Below are 19,467 nucleotides of genomic sequence, written 5' to 3'. Positions count from 1 at the left end.
GGCGCGCAGCCTGCCCGCAGGCCTGGGGTGCCTTGGCCCCCGGAGGCTGTGGGCGGCCTCACGGGGTGGCATACCCGGTTTGGCAGGAAAAATGCCCCTGGCGCCCACTGGATAAGCGCTGGCAGCTATAAATAGCATAGCTAATCAAGGAGCATTGGATGAAGGTTGTAGGCTTTGCCGGGTTTTCTGGCAGCGGCAAGACCACATTGGTAGAGCAACTGATTCCCGAGCTGCGCATGCGTGGCCTCCGGGTGTCGGTGGTCAAGCACGCGCACCACAGCTTTGATCTGGACCATCCGGGCAAAGACACATGGCGCCACCGCGAGGCGGGGGCGTTTGAGGTGGTGGCTGCGTCCAGCAAGCGGCTCATGCTGGTGCGGGAATTTGAGCAGCCCACCGAACTGAACGTGCACCACCTGCTGGCCGAGCTGTACCAGGGGGTGGACTGGGTGCTGGTGGAAGGCTTCAAGGAGAGCGACCTGCTCAAGATCGAAGTGTGGCGGGCCGCCGATCCCGGCAAAGAGCCCAAGCCCGTGCGCTACCCCGAGGACGACTTTGTGGTGGCCGTAGCCACCGATGCCCCAGGCCAGCTCCCCGTGGCTACGGGCCTGCCCCTGCTCGACCTGAACGCCCCCGCGCAGGTGGTGGACTGGTTGCTGCAGCAGGGCGACCGCTTTGATTACAACTGGGAACTGCACGGAGCCGTGTGATGAACGCCTCAGCCAAACCCCGCGCCCCTTTGAAGCCCCTGGACGACGCGCTGGCCGACCTGCTGGCCCACGCGACCCCCCTGGCGGGTACCGACACCGTGGCCACCTTTGATGCAGACGGCCGCGTACTGGCCCAGCATTGCACGTCTGTCTTGCATGTGCCGCCGCAAGACAACAGCTCCATGGACGGCTACGCCGTGCGCTGCGCTGACATCACCGCACCGGGCACGGTGCTGCCCGTGTCGCAGCGCATTGCCGCGGGCAGCGCGGGCGAGCCGCTGGCTGCCGGCACGGCCGCACGCATCTTCACCGGCGCACCAGTGCCCGCCGGGGCAGATGCCATCCTGATGCAGGAAGACTGTGAAGCCTTGGCCGCGCAGGCCGGTGACGGTCTGGGTCAGGTACGTATCAACGCCGTGCCTCAGCCGGGGCAGTGGATTCGCCGTGCGGGCGAAGACATCACCCGCGGCGCGGTGGTGCTGGCCGCGGGCACGCGCCTGTCGCCCGCCGAGCTGGGTCTGGCCGCCAGCATTGGTCTGCACCAGTTGCAGGTGGCCCGCCGCCCGCGCGTGGCCTTGTTCTCCACCGGCGACGAACTGGTCATGCCCGGTGACGTGCCACCCGAGCAGATGCGCCCCGGTGCCATCTACAACAGCAACCGCTTCTTTTTGCGCGCCATGCTGCTGCGCCTGGGCTGCGAGGTGACGGACTTCGGCATCGTGCCCGACCGGCGCGACGCCACCGTGGCCGCCCTGCGGGATGCGAGCAGCGCGCATGATCTGATCCTGACCAGCGGCGGGGTGAGTGTGGGTGAGGAAGACCACATCAAGCCCGCCGTGGAGTCGCTGGGCCGCCTGGACCTGTGGCAGATCGCCATGAAGCCCGGCAAGCCCTTTGCCTACGGCACCGTGGGTAATGCCCATTTCATGGGCCTGCCGGGCAACCCGGTGTCCAGCTTTGTGACGTTTGCGCTGCTGGTGCGGCCGTTTGTGCTGCGGCTGCAGGGGGTGACCGATGTTGCTCCTAAAAAAATAGCTGCCACCGCCCGTTTTGATTGGCCTAAGGCCGATAAGCGCCGTGAGTTTCTGCGCGTGCGCCACCACCCCGAAGGCGGCCTGGAACTGTTCAACAACCAAAGCTCGGGCGTGCTCACCTCCGCCGCCTGGGGCGATGGCGTGGTGGACAACCCCGCTGGCCAGACGATTGCGGCGGGCGACACGGTGCAGTACATCGCCTTCTCGGAGCTTCTGGCATGAAAATCACCGTCCGCTACTTCGCCTCCATCCGCGAGGCCATCGGACAGGGCAGCGAGGCTGTGGAAACCAGCGCCGCCACCCTGGGCGCGCTGCGCGACGAACTCATCGCCCGCGGCGACGCCCATGCCACCAGCCTGGCGCGTGGCAAGGCGGTGCGCATGGCGCTCAACCAGACCTTGAGCAACGAATCCGCCACCCTGGCCGACGGGGCCGAGGTGGCGTTCTTCCCGCCGGTTACGGGCGGCTGAGTTCTGCCACCACCTGCGGGCGCTGCAAGCGCTGCAGGCGTTCTGTTAGCCCCTGCGAGGCCGGCATCATCGGCGCCCGAAGCTCATTGCGCATCCAGCCCGCCTGCGCCAGCACGGCCTTCAGCGGTGCCGGGTTGGGCTCGGCAAAACACAGCTCCACCCAGGGCTGCAGGGCGTGCCACCGCTGGCGCGCCGCAGCCAGGTCCCCCGCGCGTAGCAGCGCCACCAGAGCCACGAACTGCGGCGCCTGCCAGTGCGCGCTGGCCGCGATGGCGCCGGTGCCGCCCAGGGCCAGCGTGGTGAACATCTGCGCGTCTTCGCCCGCCAGTACCGCCAGACGGCCGTCGGCAATCAGCGCCTGCGTCTTGGCCGGGTTGCCGCCGCAGTCCTTGATGGCGCGGATGCCCGGGTGCCCGGCCAGCGCCAGCAGCGTCTCGGCGGCCAGCGTGGCGCCCGTGCGGTAGGGGATGTCGTAGATGACCAGCGGCACGTGGCTAGCATCGGCCAGTGTGCGGAACCAGTGCAGCAGGCCGTCCTGCCCCGGGCGGATGTAATGTGGCGCGGGCACCAGCAGCCCGGCCAGCGGGTGGCGCGCCAGCGTCTGCACCCACTCCACCGTCTGCCCCAGGTGGTAGCCCGACAGGCCCATCACCACCGGCAGTCCCTGCGCGGCGCCCAGCACCGTTTCCAGCACGGCCAATTGCTCGGCCTTGTCCAGCGCCGCAGCCTCGCCGGTCGAGCCGCAGGCTACAAAGCCCGACACGCCGTACTGAGCAAGCGTGGCGGTCATGGCGGCCAGGGCCGGGTGGTCGACGGCCCCGTCATGGAACGGGGTGACGAGGGGAATCCAGAGGCCGCTGAAGACGGCATCCACGGCGGGGCTGGTGGGCTGCGAAAGAGAAGAAGGCATGCGAAAGACTCCATGGAGGGTTCGACCGAGAGGAAGAACCGCCACCAGGGTGCGCGCGCGGAATGCCAGGAATCAAAAAAGGGGAGTTTTGTGCCAAGGGTTCCGTCGCTCATCCGGGACGGAACCATGCAGCTCCGGTCAGATGAGCTGGGGTTTTTTGGCGTTGGCGATGGCCACGCACGGCAATGCCACCGACGCCGTCGCTGCGGCGGTCAGGGCAAAAGGGGTGTGCGTGGGCATGCGGGGCAGTATAGCCAGGGGCGGCCCCTGCGCCTCAAGAACCTTCCGGGGGCTGTGGCGTGGGCACCACCAGCGCAGGGCAGGGCCAGTTCAGCAGCTCGGCCAGGCGGGTGGTGATCCACGTGGCTTCGGGCACCGGTACGCCCGACTCGGCCGCGCACAGGCCGGCGTGGATGCGCCGCAGGATCTCGGCTTCGGACGGCGCCTGCACGTGGTACAGCGTCTGCGCCTGCTCCACCAGGTGGCCGGCCAGGTCTTCGCACAGCTCGTAGCGGGTGCGCACCTCGTTCGTGCTGGCGGTGAGCCGGCCGCGGGCGTCGGAATACACCGCCATGAAGGAAGGCGGCACGTGGATCTGGTTGTCGTCGTACATAGAGTCCTGCAAGGTGTCAGTGGCCCGCGGCCTGCCGCGTGCTGCGGCTGGCCGCCTGGGCGGCTTCGGCAAACCAGCCCAGCAGGTGCTGCAGCCAGTGGCGCAGCTCGGCCTCGAAGCGGGGCGTCAGCGCCACCAGCCCGCGCCGCGCGTCCTGGGTGAGCAGGCCCGCGGCCGTGGCGTCGTTGACCAGGTTGCGCACGTGCGAATGCGAAAACCCCAGCCGCTCGGCCAGTTCCTGCGCGCGTAGCGGAAACAGGGGCGCTGGGCCGCTGCCCGGGCTGGCTGCGGTGGTGCGGCAGTGCTCGCGCAGCAGCAGCATGGCCACGCGCCCGCCGCCCTCGCGCTGGTCAAACCAGTCCCACCCGCCAAACTGGCCGCGGTGCGTGGCCAGGCGGTCCAGGATGGTGTCTGCCCGGCACAGAAAGGACTCGAAATAGTCCGCATCAGCCTGCAGCCGCGTGGCATGGCCGCTGGCGAGTACACCCAGCGCCTCGGCGCACTGCAGGTGGTGGACCACCCAGGTGCGCAGCCCGTCCAGCAGCCGCGGGCCGGGCACCAGGTAGCGCACGCGGCGGTCCGCCGCATCGGGCTCTGCACTGACCATGCCGGCCAGCCGCAATACCGCAAAGAACGTGGCCAGCGTGCGTCCGCCGCTGCCTGCCTGGCGCTGCAGCAGTGCCAGCGTGGGCCGGGGTGCGCCTTCGCGCTGCCACTGGAAATGCTGCACCACCAGCCGCCCGGCGGCGTGCGACTGCAGCGCGCGGCCGAAGATCTTGTTGATGAGCCGCTCGTTCCAGTGCAGGCGCAGGATGCCGTGGCAGTAGGCCTCCACGGCCGCGGTGTAGGCGTCGGGGGCCTGTGATTCCAGCGGGTGGAATGATTCCTCGAAATCCATAGACTCGATGGTGCGCAGGGGAGGTTCAGTCAGGCGTGAACAGGCGCTCAAAGCGTGTCTGGTCCGCCGCCAGTTCGAACGTCACTACCTGGCCCATCTTCATGTCGGCCAGCCGACACGCGGCAAACAGCGTGGTTTGGCCCGCCAGGTCCATCGCGTCGAGATCGATGAGGGCGTAGGGGTAGGGCACGAACACTTGGTGTGCAAACACGTCCTTGGTGGCGTTGCGTGGGGAGGGATAAAGCTTGTAGAGGTCGGTCTCAATGGTCTGAGTGGCCATGGCGTTAGGGTGAAATAGTCGACTGCTGGTTGGGCAGTGCGGGCACTGAACGGGTACAGTTCAGGCGAATCGTACAGATAAAGCTTTTTACCTGTTTATTTATGGCACGCAACAAAAGTGAATGGCCCGCCAAGGTGCTGGCCCTGGTGCGGGGCGGCAACATCCCTGCCGCCGTCGCCCAGATCAAGGTGGCGCCCACGGTGGGCGACATCACTCGCTTGCAGGCCCTGCTGGCCGAGTTGCCATCGACCCCCGCGCTGGTGCAGCTGAACAAGGTGGTGGAGGAAGAGCGCGCCCTGCTGGCCGCGCCGCGCCTGCACCGCGCGCCCTGAACCCCGAGTGCCTTGCCCCTTCCCAGACCTTCCATGACCCAGCCCCGCGTTTCCATCCAGACCGAGGACTTTGACCTCAGCGCCGAGGTCGCCGCCCTGCGCCGCGAGAACAAGGGCGTGGGCGCCGTGTGCAGCTTTGTCGGCACGGTGCGCGACCGCAACGAAGGCGACGCGGTCGCCTCCATGGAGCTGGAGCACTACCCCGGCATGACCGAAAAATCCATCGAAGCCATGGTGGATGAGGCCTTGCGGCGGTTCGACATTTTCGGCGCCCGCGTGATCCACCGCGTGGGCCTGCTGCAGCCGCTCGACCAGATCGTGCTGGTGGCGGTGACCAGTGCGCACAGGGGCCAGAGCTTTCAGGCCTGCGAGTTTTTGATGGACTACCTCAAGACCCAGGCGCCGTTCTGGAAGAAGGAAGAAACCCCGCAGGGCGCGCGCTGGGTGGATGCGCGGGTGAGCGACGACGCGGCGCTGGCGCGCTGGGGCATTGTGGCGGGCAACGCTGCCTGATCAGGCGCGCTGTGCGTTGGATCTCTGCTGTGTGCAGAGCGGCGTGCAGATGCATGCAAAGTTTGGACTGGGTGGGGGGCGGAAGTTTGCCGATACTGCGCGTTTTGTTTCATCTTCCTGCCTCACAAAGGGCTGGCAAAAGGTTATGCAACTTTTCGCACTGCAGTGGCGCATTCTGGATTTGCCACACTCGCCTTTCTTTCGCACTTGCCGTCGGTGGCTGGGTCTGAGTTGCCTGGTGTGGCCCCTGTGGGGCGGTATCGCGCCCGCTGCGGTATGGGCACAGACAGGGGCTTGGAATCCCGAACCCTATTACGAGATGGCTTTCGCCAGGACCGAGCACGCCACAGCGTTGTCGGGAGACAACGTTACGTCGCAGGTCCTGATGGTCACGGGAGGGATCGGTAACGGGAACATTGGCACAGTGGCTTTTACTGAGTTTTTCAGCGACAGCGGCTACTTTTATGGCAATGGTTGGATGTCTGAGAGTCGACAGGGGCATACAGCCACCAGCGTGCTGCACAACTCATACCGTGCCCTGGTCACTGGCGGCTTTTCGTCGACGGCAGCTACCGTGGTGGCTTCTGCCGAGTTTCTAGAAACTGACTCGTGGGGGCAACTGCAGAGCGTGCGCGCACCTTCTATGCAAGTGCCTCGGATTCGCCACACTGCGACCTCGTTGCCGGGCGGAGACGTGTTGGTGGTTGGTGGCAACCTGACTGAAGGTGAGGGCGAGATTTTGCATGTCCCTCACTACTTCGACACATCATCCTTTTCCTACTGGTCCTCGACCCAGCCGATGCAGGTGCGCAGGGAGCAGCACACCGCAGTTCTCCTGCCCTCTGGCAAAGTGCTGGTCGCTGGCGGCCTCACGCTCGGTGGTGCAACGGCTTCTGTGGAGCTTTTCGACCGTGCGACCAATGCCTGGTCATCCGCGCGATCCATGGGGGTTGCCCGCTACGGGCACACCGCGACGCTGCTGCCATCGGGGCAAGTGTTGGTGGCCGGTGGAAAAGACACGGCAGGAATGTCTCTCAGCGCTGCAGAGCTGTACGACCCTGGGACAGACACGTGGATCCCTGTAGGCTCCATGGCGTCTGCGCGTTATCGCCACACGGCAAGCTTGCTACCAACAGGCGAGGTGCTTGTCGCGGGCGGCTATTCGGGCCTGGTAGTCGACAGTGCAGAACGTTTCGATCCCTTCACCAGAACCTGGCAGATGGATGCATCCATGCCGCAGGTGCGAGCCAGTCATACGGCCACGTTGATGGCTGATGGCAAGGTGCTCCTGGTGGGGGGAGAAGGGAACAGCGGCGCCCTGTCCAGTACCGTGAGCTACCGCTATCAGCGGCCTCTGTGGGCAGATGCACAGGATCAGGGAACTGCGCGGGGCGATCAGAAAGCCGTGTTGCTTGCGTCCGGCAAAGTGCTGTCGACTGGCGGAGTGGATGCTGCCGGGCCAGTCGCCACGGCCGAGCTTTACGACCCAGCACTCAACAGCTGGACGGCTGCCTCGTCCATGGGCGCGCCGCGCCATCGGCACACCATCACGCTGCTGACATCTGGCAAGGTGTTGGTGGCTGGCGGCATTGCGTCCCGCTCCGCGGAGGTCTACGACCCCGCGACCGACACCTGGACAAACACCCCGGATATGGGTGTTGTCCGTGAACGACCTTCTGCCACATTGCTCGACGACGGCCGTGTTCTGGTGCTGGGTGGTGAGGGGGCAGCGGCGGACTCTGCCGAGATCTACGACCCTGCTCTCAATACTTGGACGATGGCTGCCGCGCCGGGACGCCCCTTCTCTGGGCATTCTGCCGTGCTGCTGGCTTCCGGCAAGGTGCTGGTATTGGGCGGGGACACTGGCAGTGTCCCTCAGGCCTCGCAGCTTTACGACCCAGTGACCGACAGCTGGAGCGACCAAGGGCAGATCAGCATGCGGCAGGCCACCCTCACGAAGCTGCGCTCCGGCGTGGTGTTGGCAGCAGGCGGCTATCACGCCGGTCAAGCCCTGAGCGAAGCCTATCTTTACTACCCGCAGTTGGGATGGCGCCGCGTCGCTGATCTGCCGCAGCCCCGGGCGCGGCACGCAGCCGTGCTGCTGGATGATGGCCGCGTTCTTATTGCTGGCGGAGATGGTGCGACGTCCGGTGCGCCTGTGTCGAGTCCGTATGACAGCGCGCTGGTCTTTGATGAATCCAGATTCACCTGGACCGAGGTGACGAGCTTGCGCACCGCGCGTGCTGAACTTGGGTTGGTCCTGCTGCCCTCGGGCCGTGCGCTGGGGGTGGGGGGAACGGTCGGAGGCAACCAGCACACCACCGAGGTGGACCAATTCGAGCAGCGGTTTGCGGTCACGCCGGCTTGGCACGAAGGCGGAGATATGTCACCAGCACTGCCAGTGAGTGCGCTGAGGGGAGAACGTGTTTCGTTTACAGTGCGGTCCAACCCAGGCGCGGTAGCGTCTGTTCAGGGCTGCGGCGGTACGCTGGTAGGCACGGTGTACACCACCGGCCCCATCACCGCCCATTGCAATGTGACCGCCAGTTTCGCGGTTGGACTCACAGTCACTGCGGTGGCCGGGACCGGGGGCACCATCTCCCCAAACGGTGCGCAGGTGGTTCCCGCAGGAGATTCCATCCGTTTCACCGTGACGCCCCAAACTGGCTATCAAATTGCGTCCGTGGTGGGTTGTGGTGGCACACGCGATCAGAACGAGTACACCATCAGTGCGGTCACGCAGAGCTGCACCGTCACAGCGGCTTTCACGCCCATCCTTCACGCTGTGACGGCTTCGGCCCTGCCTGGCGGCAGCATCAGCCCCACCGGCATGGTCAACGTGACCGAAGGCCAGGTCAGCAGCTTCACCGTCACCCCCGCAGCGGGTTACCGCATTGCCGCCGTCACGGGCTGCGGCGGCACACTGGCGGGCAGCACTTACACCACGGCGGCGGTGACGGCGGCCTGCACGGTGCAGGCGCGTTTTGAAACCCTGCCCCGGCCCACGGACACGGGCTCGGGCCCTGTCAATGTGGGCGTGGTGGACGATGCCACCAGCTGCCAGCTGGACCTGGCGGGCACCGGCCCTATGGGGGCGCCCGCGCCCTATCCGGGGGGCACCCTGCCGCACGGGGCGTTCCGCGTGCGCCTTGTCAATTGCCAGCCGGGCGCTACCGTGCGCGTGGCCGTCACGTTTCCGGACCTCACCGGCATGACGGTGAAAAAGTACGGCCCCACACCCGACAGCCCCGCGCGCAGCCGCTACTACGACCCTGCGAACCTGCAGATCAGCGGCAACACCGTGACGTATGACGTGACGGACGGCGGCTGGGGCGACAACAGCTTTGGCGTGCAAGACGGCACCATCAATGACCCCGTGGTCCCGGTGTTGCTGGCGGCTTCCGGCCCGGCCGCCATCCCGACCCTGTCGGCCTGGAGCCTGGTGGGGTTGGCCGCCTTGCTGGGCTTGGCGGCTGGGTGGGGTGGCGGCCCCGCACCCGGGCGGCTGCGCTCGGTCGGCAGGGCAACAAAAAACTGAAGAAAAATGGCTGCTAGCGCTTATGGGGTAAGCGCTATAAGCTATAAAATTAATAGCATTCTATGGCGCTGATGGCGGGATGATTCGCTGATGCAGGTCAATGGGCAGGCGGGGGCAGTGTCTTGAAATCAGGCACACCCCGCCTCAAGTGCTCTGCAATTCGGAGGACATTCACCCATGCGTCTCGACAAATTCACCACCAAATTCCAGGAAGCCCTGGGCGATGCACAAAGCCTGGCCCTGGCCCATGACAACGCCTACATTGAGCCCGTGCACGTGCTGCTGGCCATGCTCAAGCAGGACGACGGCCCCAAAGCGCTGCTGCAGCGCGCGGGCGCCAACGTACCGGGCCTGACCAGCGCAGCGGAAGCCGCCATCAAGCGCCTGCCGCAAGTGCAGGGGCACGACCAGGTGCAGGGCGGCCCCGAGCTGGGCCGTGTGCTGCAGGCCACCGAGAAAGAAGCCATCAAGCGCGGCGACCAGTTCATTGCCAGCGAACTCTTCTTGCTGGCGCTGACCGACAGCAAAAGCGATGTCGCGCAGATCGCCAAAGACAACGGCCTGACCCGCAAGAGCCTGGAGGCTGCCATCACCGCCGTGCGTGGCGGCCAGAAGATGGACAGTGCCGAGGCCGAAGGCCAGCGCGGCGCGCTGCAAAAGTACTGCCTGGACCTGACCGAGCGCGCCCGTGCAGGCAAGCTCGACCCGGTGATTGGCCGCGACGACGAAATCCGCCGCGCCATCCAGGTGCTGCAGCGCCGCAGCAAGAACAACCCGGTGCTCATCGGCGAGCCCGGCGTGGGCAAGACCGCGATTGTGGAAGGCCTGGCCCAGCGCATCGTGGCGGGCGAGGTGCCCGAGTCGCTCAAGGGCAAGCGCGTCCTTTCGCTGGACATGGCGGCCCTGCTGGCCGGTGCCAAGTACCGCGGCGAGTTTGAAGAGCGCCTCAAAACCGTGCTGAGCGAACTGGCCAAGGACGAAGGCCAGACCATCGTTTTCATCGACGAGCTGCACACCATGGTGGGCGCGGGCAAGGGCGAGGGCGCGATGGATGCGGGCAACATGCTCAAGCCTGCCCTTGCGCGCGGCGAGCTGCACTGCGTGGGTGCGACCACGCTGGACGAGTACCGCAAGTACATCGAAAAAGATGCTGCGCTGGAACGCCGCTTCCAGAAAATCCTGGTGGGCGAGCCCACGGTGGAGGCCACCATCGCCATCCTGCGCGGTCTGCAGGAAAAGTACGAAGTGCACCATGGCGTGGAGATCACCGACCCGGCCATCGTGGCTGCGGCTGAACTCTCCAATCGCTACATCACCGACCGCTTCCTGCCCGACAAGGCGATTGACCTGATCGATGAGGCCGCGGCCAAGATCAAGATCGAAATCGACTCCAAGCCCGAGGCCATCGACAAGCTCGACCGCCGCCTGATCCAGCTGCAGATCGAGCGCGAGGCGGTGAAAAAGGAGAAGGACGAGGCCTCGCAAAAGCGCCTGGCGCTGCTGGAGGAAGAGATCGACAAGCTGCAAAAAGAGATTGCCGACCTGGAGGACGTGTGGACCGCTGAAAAAGCCCAGGCCCAGGGCAGCCAGCAGGTGCGCGAGCAGGTCGAGAAAGTGAAGCAGCAGATCGAGGAACTCAAGCGCAAGGGCGACTTCAACAAGGTGGCCGAGCTGCAGTACGGCAAGCTGCCCGACCTGGAGCGCCAACTGAAGGAAGCGCAGGCCAAGGAAGAGGGCAAGGACGGTGCGTCCACCCCCAACCGGCTGCTGCGCACGCAGGTGGGTGCGGAAGAAATTGCCGAGGTGGTGAGCCGCGCCACCGGCATCCCTGTGGCCAAGATGATGCAGGGCGAAAAAGACAAGCTGCTGCAGATGGAAACCAAGCTGCACGAGCGCGTGGTGGGGCAGGACGAAGCCATTAGCGCCGTGGCCAACGCCATCCGCCGCTCGCGCTCGGGCCTCTCCGATCCGAACCGGCCCACGGGCTCGTTCCTGTTCCTCGGCCCCACGGGCGTGGGCAAGACCGAGCTGTGCAAGGCGCTGGCGGGCTTCCTGTTCGACAGCGAAGAGCATCTGGTGCGCATCGACATGAGCGAGTTCATGGAGAAGCACTCGGTAGCCCGCCTGATTGGCGCACCGCCCGGCTACGTGGGCTATGAAGAGGGCGGCTACCTGACGGAAGCCGTGCGTCGCAAGCCCTACAGCGTGCTGCTGCTCGACGAGGTGGAAAAAGCCCACCCCGACGTGTTCAACGTGCTGCTGCAGGTGCTGGACGATGGCCGCCTGACGGATGGCCAAGGCCGCACCGTGGACTTCAAGAACACGGTGATCGTGATGACGAGCAACATCGGCTCGCACCTGATCCAGGCCATGGTGGGCCAGGACTATGAGGAGGTGAAGGATGCGGTGTGGGGCGAGCTGAAGAACCACTTCCGCCCCGAGTTCCTGAACCGCATTGACGAGACGGTGGTCTTCCACGGCCTGGATGCGCAGCACATTGCCGCCATCGCCAAGATCCAGCTGGCGCAGTTGCAAAACCGCCTGGCGCGGATGGATTTGGAGTTGCAGGTGTCTGATGCCGCCTTGGCAGAATTGGCCAAGGTGGGGTTCGACCCGGTGTTTGGTGCGCGGCCGCTCAAGCGGGCGATCCAGCAGCGCATCGAGAACCCGCTGTCGAAGTTGCTGCTCGAAGGGCGCTTCCCGCCCAAGAGCGTGATTGCCGTGAATGTGAACCCGGTGCTGGAGCCTGGTGTATTCCAGTTCAGCACCACAGCGCAGGGTTGATTTGCGCGGTGGGTGGGGTGTGGCACATCCGGTCGAACCTGGCACCCCACCCATGTTGTGAATGAGAGGTGTCGTTTGAACGATTTTGTTGCAGGCCTGTTGCGCCTGTTGCTGCGCGCCGTGGTCCTGGCCATGGGCGTGGTGCTCTTCTTGAGCTTGCTGGCCGCTGTGATGGTGCTGGCTCTGGTGTGGGCCCTGCGTGCAGGCTGGGCGCGACTTACGGGCCGTCCCGTCACGCCCTGGGTGATGCGCATGGACCCCCGTGCGGGTTTTGATACGGTGTTCCGGTCCACCCAGCGCTGGTCTGGCGGGGCGCGCAGCCCTGCAGCCCCTGCCGATGCGGGCGAAGCGCCTGCTGCGCGGCGTGGAGGCATCTTGCCCGGCGCAGCCGAGGTGACGGACGTAGAGGCCCGCGAGGTACGCTGAGAGCGGCTTCGCACAGAGCGGTAGAAGGGGCTTGCTGAGCCCTTGCAGGGTACCAGCCGGGCACATGTGTCGGGTGCCAGACGCAACCCTGCGGCTGCCTTGTGTCCACCCGGCCCATGGGTGCTTTGGTGACAGGCAAACGGGTGGCGTCTCCTATGATCTTTGCATGACCCCTGCAGAAATCCACACCCATTTCCATCTTCAGCACCAGGCCAGCCGGGCCCACACCGATGTGCCTTTGCTGGTGCGCCGCGAGCGTCTGCTGCGGATGCAGAAAATGCTCAACGAGCACGCCCCGGTGCTGGCCGCTGCGGTGCAGGCGGACTTTGGCATGCGTTCCTCCCGTCTGACGGAGGTGGCAGACTTCTTTGTGCTGCGATCTCTGTTGTCGCACACGCTGCGCCATCTGGGGCGCTGGATGAAGCCCCGCAAAGTGTGGACGCCCCTCTTTCTCCAGCCTGCCAGCGCCTGGATTGAGCGGCAGCCCGTGGGTGTGGTGGGGGTGATTTCGCCGTGGAACTACCCGGTGCAACTGGCGCTGGCCCCCGCCATCACGGCACTGGCTGCGGGCAACCGCGTCATGCTCAAACCCAGTGAACTCACGCCCCATACATCGGCCCAGCTGGCGGCGCTGGTGGCCCAGTTTTTTGCACCGGACGAGTTTTGCGTGGTGCAGGGCGATGCCAATCTGTCTGCCCTGTTTGCCTCGCTGCCGTTCGATCATCTGGTGTTTACCGGCTCTACCGCCGTGGGGCGCAAGGTGGCCCAGGCGGCGGCCCAGAACCTGACGCCCACGACGCTGGAACTGGGCGGCAAGTCGCCCTGCATCATTGACGGGCACTGCGATCTGCGTGATGCAGCACTCAAGATTGCCCATGGCAAATTGCTGAACGCAGGCCAGACCTGTGTGGCCCCCGATTACGTGCTGCTGCCCCGCGGGCGCGAAGCCGAGTTTGCTCAGGCCTACAGCGCGGCCGTGCTGCGGATGTTTCCTGCCATCGAGGGCAACCCGGACTACGCCTCCATCATCACCTCGCGCCATCTGGCCCGGCTGCGCACCATGCTGCAGCAGGCCCAGACCCTGGGGGCGGAGGTGCAGACCATTGATCCGTCTGCGGGCAAGCCACCGGTGCACACCACCGGCACGCTGGGGGATGGGGCCAGCCGCCAGATGCTGCCCACGCTGGTGTTCGGCGTCACCTCGGCCATGCAGCTGATGCAGGAAGAAATCTTTGGCCCCATCCTGCCCGTGGTGCCCTACGAGCGGCTGGATGACGCCATTGCCCACATCAACGCAGGGCCGCGCCCCCTGGCGCTGTACTGGTTTGGCCAAAGCGAGGCCGTGCGTGACGATGTGCTGCGCCGCACCGTGAGCGGCGGTGTGACGGTGAACGACACCCTGATGCACGTGACGCACGACAACCTGCCGTTTGGCGGGGTGGGCGACAGTGGCTGGGGGGCCTACCATGGCGAGCAGGGCTTTCTGCGCTTTTGCCACCAGAAGTCGGTGCTGGTGCAGTCCCCCTGGTCGCTGGGCAAGCTGCTGTACCCGCCCTATGGGGCGCGGTTTGATCGCATCATGGGGGCGATGCGGCGTTTGTTTTAGGAGCGTACGCTGAAGGTGTCTGCCAGGCTGCGCGAGCTTTGATCGACAGCCGTGGCTGTGGCCTCAGGCGGTGTTGCGTGGCGTTGCCTGCTCGGCTGGCGCTGGCTCCCAGGGCGCTGGAACAGGTTGCTGCAGCGACTGGTTGATGGCATCGCGCAGCTGCCCGGTGGACACCGGCTTGTGCAGCAGCAGGGCAGAGGTGGACTGGGCATCGCGCAGCCGCTGGGGCGATGTATCGCCGGTCATGATGATGGCGGGCACCATCCAGCCCAGTTCCGAGCGCAAGGCTTCCAGCACCTGTTTGCCGGTTTCCTCGTTGCGCAGCCGGAAGTCCGTGATGATGAGCTGGGGTGTCATCCGCTGCAGGCAACGTTTGGCATCTGCACCCGACTCTGCGGTGAGGCACTCGCAACCCCAGCTCTCCAACAAGGACTGCATGCCCATGCGAACGGCCTCGTCATCGTCCACCGCCAGCACCCGCAGCCCGGCCAGGCGTTGTGGGTCCAGCACGGGCTGGGCTTCGTCTTCCAGTGCGCCTTGCCAGCTGTCCAGCCACAGGCGGAACACCGAGCCCTTGTCGGGGCGCGAGCGCACCTCCACCGTGGTGCCCATCTCGCGCGCCAGTCTTTGCACAATGGCGAGGCCCAGGCCCAGGCCCTTGCGGCGGTCGCGCTCGGGGTTTCCAAGCTGGTGAAACTCCTTGAAAATTTCTTCCCACTGGTGCTCCGGAATGCCAGGCCCTGTATCCCACACTTCCAGTGCCAGACGGCTTCCGCGCTGGCGGCAGGCAATCAGGATGCCGCCTTCGTTGGTGTAACGCAGCGCGTTGGAGATGAAGTTGTGCATCACCAGATCAACCAGTGAGCGGTCTGCAAATGCGGCAGCCGATGTCTCACGCGTGCGGTAGATGAGCCCTGCCGTATCGGCTTGCACCCCAAATTCCTGCTCCAGCGACGTGAGCAGCGCCTGGATGGAAAAAGCTGCGGGGCGCACCTTGACCACACCGGCTTCAAGGCGGGAGTAGTCGAGCAGCGTGGTGAGCATTTCTGCCGCCGCACCCGAGGCCGCATGGGCGTGGCCCAGAACGGTTTGCTGGTGGGCGTTGAGCGGGCTGCGCTGCAGCGTTTCCAGAAACAGGCCCATGGCATGCAGCGGCTGGCGCAGGTCATGGCTGGCCGCGGCCAGAAAGCGGGACTTGTCCCGGTCGGCCTGCTCTGCAGCTTCCTGTGCGGCCAGGGCTCTGCGTGATTCGGCCCGCAGCTCCGCCACCAGCCGCTCGTTTTCCAGTTTGAGCACGATGGAGCGCAGCGTGGCCTGTTCCCCGGTGCGGGCGTGCATGGAGGTCAGCGCGTAATACACGCACACCATGAGAAGCGCGGGCCACATCACCACACCGCCCGCCAGCGCCAGCGCGAGCAGAACTCCGCCGATGGCGAAAGTCAGGTAGACGATGTAGCCCCACAGCAGCGGGGCTCCCAGGCCCAGGGCACCGGACGATACGGTGCTGATGATGCCGATGGCGTAGATCACCGCTTCGCCACTGCCCCAGTACAGAACCACATGGCTCAGGCTGCCCCAGCTGATGCCCATCACGCTCATGCAGAGCATCAGGCGCCACACGGCTTGCCGGGGGTGTTCCTTGCCCGTGCGGTCAATGCCCAGCAGCACGGCGTACACGCAGGCCACGATCACGATGTGCGAGATCAGCCACGCCAGCATGGCCTGTTGGTCTGCCACGGGGCGCATCACCCACAGCGTGCCGAAGGCTGTGGCCAGTGAGGCCAGCAGCGTCATGGGAAAGTTGTGGCGCAACAGGAAGACCTGTTCGCGCAGGATTTCATCGCGCTCCCAGCGGGGCCATGCCCAGCGCCGAGGGGGCTCTGCGGGCGCAGCAGTTAAAGGGGCGGCCTCTTGTGCAGCACCGCCAGCCGCCATCGCCTCAGTGCTTGCCTCTTGGGCGTCAGACGGTGTCATGGCTTGGTATGGACACCAGGCCCATGCGCTGGGCCGCCAGCAGAGCGGCGCTGCGGCTGTTGACGCCCAGCTGCGTGAAGATGGCGGCCACATGCACGCGCACCGTGTTCTCGCTCAGGCCCAGGTCGCGCGCGATGACCTTGTTGGGCTTGCCTGCACACAACAGGGTCAGTACATCGAGTTGCCGCGAGGTCAGCGTTGCACCATCGGCAGGTTTTGCACCTGCGGGGGCATTGCCGTTGCTCGCCGGAAAACACGGCAGGCCGGCCAGCGCACAGGAGATCGCTTCCAGAATGTCCTCGCCGCTGGCCGATTTGGGCAGAAAACCGTCTGCACCGCGTGCACGGGCCTCGTTCACCGCATCGGGCGCCACGCTGGCCGACACCAGCACGATGCGCGCCTTGGGACACGCCTGGCGGATGAGGCGCAGGCCATCGAGGCCGCTCATGCCGGGCAGCTGGATGTCCAGCAGCACCAGGTCGGCATCGATCATCTTGAGCGCGCAGGCCTCTGCCACCGAACCCGCTTCGGCAATGTATTCCACAGACGGGTGACCCTGGACGATCAGGCGCAGTCCGGTGCGGAAGAGGGTGTGGTCATCAACAAGCAATAGGCGGGCAGACATACACCAAGTATTGCGCACAAACGGCTTGCGTGGACTAGTCCATTTTTGTTAGTCCATTTGTGCGATGGACGCAGGCCATACCGATTTCTAGACTTCCCCACCATGCATTGAACGGTGCCTCGAATTGCAAATGTCAATGCGTTTTCATCTTGTTTTCGATTGATTGTTCAGGGGGTTTCCATGACTGCTTTTGCCAACCGTTCTTCCGCTGAAGTGTTCGCTGCGCCCCGCGCAACGTCAGACCGCCGCAGCTCCCGCGGTGCGTCCCTGTCGGGCGGGGTGGGCGGCAACAGTGTGGTTCAGATCCTGCAGGACAACTGCCCTGATCTGGCGCTGTTTTCCGGCGTGGTGATTGAGCAGCTGGACGCACATGTGGGCACCTGGCAGTTCTCGACCGACGGCGGCCAGACCTGGCGCACCGTGCGCACCGACCTGATCAACCGTGCGGGCAGCTTGGGCCTGGCCCTCGACCGCGACGCCCGGGTGCGTGTGCTGCCCTTTGGCGGCAATCGCGTCAACAGCGCGCGCCTGGCCTTCCACGCCGTGCGCCGCAGCCACGGGCAGGGCAATGGCAGCTACCGTGCCTACGCGACAGAAGACCGTGAAGAGGATTCCCGCACCGTGACCCTGGTGCTGGGCCTGGGGGCCATCAATGGCATGCCACCAGCCGTGCACGCCCCTCGTCCACGCAACAAGCGTGCTCTGGTGCAGCGCGCTGCCCAAGCCATGGCAGCTACCGCCATGGGCAACGCCATGGCCATTGCCTGAAGGCTGCGCGCTGACCATCCCCCATAGGCTTCAAAGCCCCTGTTGGTGGGGCTTTGGGCGTTTTCCGTATGTGCAGGCTGCAGGCTCTTTGCCTGCCCAGAATGCCGGTCGTCGTTGTCTCCCGACAGCCCTTCGCAAGGTCAAAAAAGGGCTGAAAAATGGCTTCACAAGCCCTGCATGAAACCGAGCGCAAAAGGGTGGAAAACGGTTTGCGGCGACAATGCCGGTCCTTTCGTTTTTTTACACCCTGTTTTCGTTCGTTTTTTCCATGTCTAGTATCCAGGTTCGTCCCGCTACGCTTCGCGATGCAAAAGCTATTGCCCAGATCCACACCGTCTCCGCTCAAGAGGCTTACAAGGGTCTGGTGCCAGACGAGCAATTGAAAGCCATGTCCTCGGTCGAAAAGCGCCAAGCCTACTGGCGCGAGGCCATTGAATACTGCGAGCCCCAGGTTCAGGTGGCCGTTGATGGCGAGAAGATCGTCGGTTTTGTCGGCTATGACCGCTCGCGCGATGAAAAATCCCGTCCCACCACCGGCGAAATCTGGGCCATCTACGCCGCCCCCACCCATTGGAATCAAGGCGTGGGCCTTGCCTTGTGGGATGCAGCCCGTGACGGTCTTCAGGAAGAAGGCTGCACCAACGTCACGGCGTGGGTTCCGCTGCGCAACGAGCGTGCCCTTCGCTTTCACGAGCTGGCAGGCTTCAAGCGTGAACTCTCCACTGCCAAGACCGCTGTGATTGGCGGCGTCAAGATCGAAGAAGTGCGCCTGAAGCGCTCTTTGGCTGGCTGACACGCTGATGATCGAGTGGAGCCGCCAGGGCCAGGCCCACAGCGCGCCATGGCGCTCCGAAAGCGGCGCACCCGCGCCGCGCCGTGTCATCACTGCCGATGACACCTTGCCAGCGGATGCGGCTTACCGGCTGGCCTGCGAAGGCACCGGGCTGTTGTGGACGGGTGATTTCCAGAACGCTCGCATGCTGCTGCAGGCCATGGCCCGCCGTGCCGACCGCAAGGCGCGCCCCTCGCGCAAGAATGCGGCTCCTGCGCCCGCTGGTGCCAAGGGGCCAGAGGCCCTGGCCCAAGCCTTCCACCTCCATCGCCAGGCCCAGGGACAGCGCGCGCGCGTGCTGTCTGCGGTGCTTATCCCTCTGGAGGGTGACTACTCCATTGCCCTGCGCCGAGCGCCCGACCTGAGGCAGGCGTGTACCGAAGCCTGGGGCGCTGCCACTGGTGAGCGCTGTGTGGTTTCGCTGCGCGAACTGCTCGGTCTGGTGGGCGCGCATGAGTGGCGCAAGAAAGGGGTGGAAATTGCCGCCCTGGGCGCTGCCCCGCGCAACCGTATCCACCCGCACTACGGCGTGTTTTCGCCTGTGCGGGGTGAGTATGTGGACCTGGTGGCGCAAGCGCCCTTGCCCGCCACCACGCTGGCGTTTGACATTGGCGTGGGCACCGGGGTGTTGTCTGCCTTGCTGGCGCGCCGGGGCGTGCAAAAGGTGGTGGCTACCGACCAGGACCCCCGTGCCTTGGCCTGCGCGGCAGACAACCTGCAACGCCTGGGTGTGGCAGATCGGGTGCAGTTGCTGCAGACGGATCTGTTCCCCGAAGGGCGCGCCCCCCTGGTGGTGTGCAACCCGCCTTGGGTGCCTGCCCGAGCCAGCTCGCCCATCGAACGTGCGGTGTACGACGAGGGCAGTGGCATGCTGCGCGGCTTTCTGACCGGGCTGGTAGCCCACCTGGAGCCCGGCGGCGAGGGCTGGCTGATCCTGTCTGACCTGGCCGAACACCTGGGGCTGCGGCCACGTGCCCAGCTGCTGGAGTGGATCGCACAGGCGGGCCTGCGCGTGGTGGCCCGCCATGACATCAAGCCGCGCCACGGCAAGGCGGTGGATGCGGCAGACCCGTTGCACGCAGCGCGTGCGGCCGAGGTTACATCGCTGTGGCGTCTGGCGGCAGCCTGAGTGGATCTTGGTGGTTTCTTGCGCT

Annotated in this window: 18 protein-coding genes; 12 read left to right on the top strand and 6 right to left on the bottom strand. The window is 65.5% G+C overall.

All coding sequences use genetic code 11. The features are described from left to right. Positions 1-158 precede the first annotated feature (158 nt). The 3 genes from mobB to moaD are packed head-to-tail and all read left to right on the top strand — an operon-like array spanning position 159 to position 2,214. Entirely contained in the window at positions 159-710 is a 552-nt protein-coding gene (mobB, locus tag AACH87_RS16720; RefSeq protein ID WP_338795627.1) for a molybdopterin-guanine dinucleotide biosynthesis protein B, read from the top strand. Continuing rightward, the gene (glp, locus tag AACH87_RS16715) at positions 710-1,966 is read left to right on the top strand and encodes a gephyrin-like molybdotransferase Glp (protein WP_338795626.1); all 1,257 of its coding nucleotides are present in this window, start codon (positions 710-712) and stop codon (positions 1,964-1,966) included. Before mobB ends, glp begins: the two co-directional genes overlap by 1 nt. After that, positions 1,963-2,214 carry a molybdopterin converting factor subunit 1 gene (gene moaD / locus AACH87_RS16710; protein WP_338795625.1) on the top strand — a complete coding sequence of 84 codons (252 nt, stop codon included), beginning with the start codon at positions 1,963-1,965 and terminating at the stop codon, positions 2,212-2,214. The genes glp and moaD overlap by 4 nt, the downstream gene beginning before the upstream one ends. Here the strand turns inward: moaD and AACH87_RS16705 are convergent. From AACH87_RS16705 to AACH87_RS16690, 4 genes are all read right to left on the bottom strand, one after another. Beyond that, positions 2,201-3,124 carry a 4-hydroxy-tetrahydrodipicolinate synthase gene (locus AACH87_RS16705; RefSeq protein ID WP_338795624.1) on the bottom strand — a complete coding sequence of 308 codons (924 nt, stop codon included), beginning with the start codon at positions 3,122-3,124 and terminating at the stop codon, positions 2,201-2,203. The genes moaD and AACH87_RS16705 overlap by 14 nt on opposite strands. Before the next feature lie 274 nt (positions 3,125-3,398). Then, on the bottom strand, positions 3,399-3,737 hold the full coding sequence (locus AACH87_RS16700; RefSeq protein WP_338798999.1) for a hypothetical protein: 339 nt from the start codon (positions 3,735-3,737) through the stop codon (positions 3,399-3,401). 16 nt (positions 3,738-3,753) lie between these two features. Then, entirely contained in the window at positions 3,754-4,635 is an 882-nt protein-coding gene (locus AACH87_RS16695) for a hypothetical protein (protein ID WP_338795623.1), read from the bottom strand. Positions 4,636-4,660: 25 nt separating this feature from the next. Beyond that, positions 4,661-4,915, bottom strand: a complete 255-nt coding sequence (locus AACH87_RS16690) for a hypothetical protein (RefSeq protein WP_338795622.1) — start codon at positions 4,913-4,915, stop codon at positions 4,661-4,663. A gap of 101 nt (positions 4,916-5,016) precedes the next feature. On the opposite strand from AACH87_RS16690, the gene AACH87_RS16685 reads away from it, so the two are divergent. The 6 genes from AACH87_RS16685 to AACH87_RS16660 all read left to right on the top strand — a co-directional run bounded on the left by AACH87_RS16685 (position 5,017) and on the right by AACH87_RS16660 (position 14,114). Beyond that, complete coding sequence (locus AACH87_RS16685) at positions 5,017-5,247, top strand: hypothetical protein (protein ID WP_338795621.1); 231 nt, start codon at positions 5,017-5,019, stop codon at positions 5,245-5,247. Between the two features lie 33 nt (positions 5,248-5,280). Further along, complete coding sequence (locus AACH87_RS16680) at positions 5,281-5,760, top strand: molybdenum cofactor biosynthesis protein MoaE (protein WP_338795620.1); 480 nt, start codon at positions 5,281-5,283, stop codon at positions 5,758-5,760. A gap of 145 nt (positions 5,761-5,905) precedes the next feature. After that, positions 5,906-9,298, top strand: coding sequence for a kelch repeat-containing protein (locus tag AACH87_RS16675; protein ID WP_338795618.1), 3,393 nt, complete (start codon positions 5,906-5,908; stop codon positions 9,296-9,298). A gap of 177 nt (positions 9,299-9,475) precedes the next feature. Continuing rightward, entirely contained in the window at positions 9,476-12,082 is a 2,607-nt protein-coding gene (gene clpB, locus AACH87_RS16670) for an ATP-dependent chaperone ClpB (protein WP_338795617.1), read from the top strand. Between the two features lie 75 nt (positions 12,083-12,157). Beyond that, entirely contained in the window at positions 12,158-12,508 is a 351-nt protein-coding gene (locus tag AACH87_RS16665; RefSeq protein WP_338795616.1) for a hypothetical protein, read from the top strand. A 166-nt stretch (positions 12,509-12,674) separates the two neighbouring features. Continuing rightward, positions 12,675-14,114: a coniferyl aldehyde dehydrogenase gene (locus tag AACH87_RS16660; protein WP_338795615.1), complete on the top strand. Its 1,440-nt coding sequence runs from the start codon at positions 12,675-12,677 to the stop codon at positions 14,112-14,114. Positions 14,115-14,177: 63 nt separating this feature from the next. Here AACH87_RS16660 and AACH87_RS16655 read toward each other — a convergent pair whose 3' ends face one another. Both AACH87_RS16655 and AACH87_RS16650 read right to left on the bottom strand, forming a co-directional pair. Continuing rightward, entirely contained in the window at positions 14,178-16,088 is a 1,911-nt protein-coding gene (locus tag AACH87_RS16655; protein WP_338795614.1) for a hybrid sensor histidine kinase/response regulator, read from the bottom strand. Further along, positions 16,075-16,713, bottom strand: a complete 639-nt coding sequence (locus AACH87_RS16650; protein ID WP_338795613.1) for a response regulator transcription factor — start codon at positions 16,711-16,713, stop codon at positions 16,075-16,077. The genes AACH87_RS16655 and AACH87_RS16650 overlap by 14 nt, the downstream gene beginning before the upstream one ends. A gap of 180 nt (positions 16,714-16,893) precedes the next feature. Between AACH87_RS16650 and AACH87_RS16645 the strand changes: the two genes are divergently transcribed. The 3 genes from AACH87_RS16645 to AACH87_RS16635 all read left to right on the top strand — a co-directional run bounded on the left by AACH87_RS16645 (position 16,894) and on the right by AACH87_RS16635 (position 19,442). Then, positions 16,894-17,481, top strand: coding sequence for a hypothetical protein (locus tag AACH87_RS16645; protein WP_338795612.1), 588 nt, complete (start codon positions 16,894-16,896; stop codon positions 17,479-17,481). Positions 17,482-17,749: 268 nt separating this feature from the next. Further along, the gene (locus tag AACH87_RS16640; RefSeq protein WP_338795610.1) at positions 17,750-18,274 is read left to right on the top strand and encodes a GNAT family N-acetyltransferase; all 525 of its coding nucleotides are present in this window, start codon (positions 17,750-17,752) and stop codon (positions 18,272-18,274) included. Between the two features lie 7 nt (positions 18,275-18,281). After that, positions 18,282-19,442, top strand: a complete 1,161-nt coding sequence (locus AACH87_RS16635; RefSeq protein WP_338795609.1) for a class I SAM-dependent methyltransferase — start codon at positions 18,282-18,284, stop codon at positions 19,440-19,442. The last annotated feature ends 25 nt before the right edge of the window (positions 19,443-19,467 follow it).

The sequence above is a fragment of the Acidovorax sp. DW039 genome (genome assembly GCF_037101375.1).
Lineage (GTDB): Bacteria > Pseudomonadota > Gammaproteobacteria > Burkholderiales > Burkholderiaceae_C > Acidovorax.
This window is presented reverse-complemented; position numbering and strand designations above follow the sequence as displayed.